At 57.7% G+C, this 2,005-nt stretch carries 4 protein-coding genes; 1 reads left to right on the forward strand and 3 read right to left on the reverse strand.

Annotated elements, in window-relative coordinates; translation table 11 throughout:
* Nucleotides 1-249: transposase (locus BSU04_RS24960; protein WP_373452861.1), on the reverse strand; the 249-nt coding region annotated here is incomplete at its 3' end.
* A gap of 338 nt (nt 250-587) precedes the next feature.
* The gene (locus BSU04_RS49180; RefSeq protein ID WP_441300000.1) at nt 588-992 is read right to left on the reverse strand and encodes a hypothetical protein; all 405 of its coding nucleotides are present in this window, start codon (nt 990-992) and stop codon (nt 588-590) included.
* Here BSU04_RS49180 and BSU04_RS24975 point away from each other — a divergent pair.
* Nucleotides 991-1,584 carry a DUF6444 domain-containing protein gene (locus tag BSU04_RS24975; RefSeq protein WP_089163101.1) on the forward strand — a complete coding sequence of 198 codons (594 nt, stop codon included), beginning with the start codon at nt 991-993 and terminating at the stop codon, nt 1,582-1,584. The two genes, BSU04_RS49180 and BSU04_RS24975, sit on opposite strands and share 2 nt — an antisense overlap.
* On the opposite strand, the gene BSU04_RS24980 is transcribed toward BSU04_RS24975, so the two are convergent.
* The coding region (locus tag BSU04_RS24980) for an ATP-binding protein (protein WP_144021344.1) at nt 1,571-2,005 on the reverse strand (435 nt) is incomplete at its 5' end. The two genes, BSU04_RS24975 and BSU04_RS24980, sit on opposite strands and share 14 nt — an antisense overlap.

Genomic DNA, 2,005 nt, shown 5'->3' on the forward strand with positions numbered 1-2,005 from the left:
CAGCCGCCCGATCTCGCCATACAAACGATCCTCGCCGTCTCGTGCCGCCTCCGGTTTCGGACCGCGCTTGTTCTCAAACAACGCGCCGGCGTTAGCGAGAATTTCCTTCTTCCATTGCCCAACCATCACTGGATGCACATCATACAGCTGCGCTATCTCGTTGATCGTCTTCACGCCGCGCACCGCTTCCAAGCCCACCTTTGCCTTGAACTCTGAGCCGTGAATCTTCCTCTTTTTGCTTTCCACCATTCGCCTTCATCCACTTTCAGACCACAGCTTAAACCGTTGTCTCAAAAGCGGGGGCCACTTTACCGTTCGCTATCATCCCGAGCATCTCTTGCGGGTATTCGTCAGCTCGACGGGCAAAGAGTTCATCGAGGTCCGATGCGCGGACTTGCGGCGTCCGCCGATCTCGCTTTGGGAACAGCGGGCAGCGGTCAGCGGTCAGACGTCTTCGCGAGCAGGGGCAACGAACCATTTCGGAAGTCATGATGTTTCGTACGATCGAGGAGCAACGCCGTCTGATAACCAGCGCCCAAAGCCTCACCAGGAAAGCGAAACGCCGTGCTTCGTCGGAAGACGATCGCTCAGCGCACGCGACTTTTTGGCAACAGTCGCGCTTTGATCCGTCGAGTGGATCGACGCAGCAACCGGACGCTGTCGATTACAGCAAGCCCGCGGCGGCCTACGATGTCGAGCAATGGTGAGGTGTTGATGAAGTCGGTCCCACTTTCGCATTCGTTGCCGGCGACAAGATCACAAGCGCAGCTCGAAGACAAGACGCGTATCCAATGCTTGTTGCGAGATCGCAGGATGACTATCCACGCGCCACTCAAGCACTCGAACAGCTCGAACGGTTGTTCGGGACGCCACGGCGCGAACGCATGCCGTGCCTGCTGCTGCATGGCGATTCGAACATTGGCAAAACGTAACTGTTCAGCCCCGGTGGTCATATGCATCTGGTTGTAAACTGCACTGATCCAGTCCATCATGCTGGGCATGTCGAAGAAACAACCACTTCCTGACCTTTCCATACTGACTCATGCCGAGAAAGATGCTCTGATCTTGAGCTTTTTCTCGCGCCTGGAAGTGCTCGAATCGATGGTGCGCAAAGACAGTCACAACTCAAGCAAGCCCCCATCGTCAGACGGCCTTGCAAAGAAGACTCGCAAGACGCGCTCCTTGCGTGAGGCGTCCGGCAAGAAGGCCGGTGGGCAAGTCGGTCACAAAGGGACAACGCTTATGCAGGTCAAGCGGGCGACCCAGATCGTGTCCCACCCATTGCCAGCGCAATGCGCTCGTTGTCACAACCCACTGCCGCAGGAGCAGGCACGCGTGGCGCAGCGCCGGCAAGTCTTCGATGTGCCCGCGCCCGCCTGTGATGTCATCGAGCACCGTACGCTGGAACTGGTCTGCAGGTGCGGCCAATCGCACACAAGTATTTTTCCGGCGAGCGTGACCGAGCCAGCTCAATATGGTCCGAACCTGTCACCTTTCGGCGTAATGGCGCCGGGCGTTTTCGCCTTAATGACGCCACCGGAAACGAGCAATTGGAGGGTTCGAACGGGGATCAAGGTTGCTTGATTTTGCCTCCTTTTGCAAGCTCGGTTCTGGGTGATTCGACGCCCGGCTTTGGTCCGCGATAGCTCTCGCCGTCAAGGACGATTTTGTGGGCACCATGACGCAAGCGGTCAAGGGTTGCCGCGCCGATCATCTTGTTACCTGGGAATGCTTCGCCCCATTCTGGGAAGTCCAGATTTGAAGTCAAGATCGTGGCCGCCCGCTCATAACGCTCGGCGATCAGGTCGTGGAAGTCTTCATCGTCCGGCGAACGCAGTGGCTTAAGTCCGAAGTCGTCAATGATCAGAAGTGGAAGCTTGGCGAGATACTGGAAACGGCGGTCGTAGGTGCCCACAGCCGCCGCGCTGCGTAGACTTGCTAGCAAATGGCTTTGCGTAGAGAACAAGACGTCGTGTCCTTGCCGCGCAGCTGCGTGTCCCAGCGC

Origin of the sequence: Caballeronia sordidicola (assembly GCF_002220365.1) — a bacterium.
Taxonomy (GTDB): domain Bacteria; phylum Pseudomonadota; class Gammaproteobacteria; order Burkholderiales; family Burkholderiaceae; genus Caballeronia; species Caballeronia sordidicola_C.

What these genes read in the sequence shown, in the direction of transcription:
- BSU04_RS24975 (WP_089163101.1), top strand. Translation starts at nt 991, where the DNA reads ATGCTGGGCATGTCGAAGAAACAACCACTTCCTGACCTTTCCATACTG.
- BSU04_RS49180 (WP_441300000.1), bottom strand. Translation starts at nt 992, where the DNA reads ATGATGGACTGGATCAGTGCAGTTTACAACCAGATGCATATGACCACC.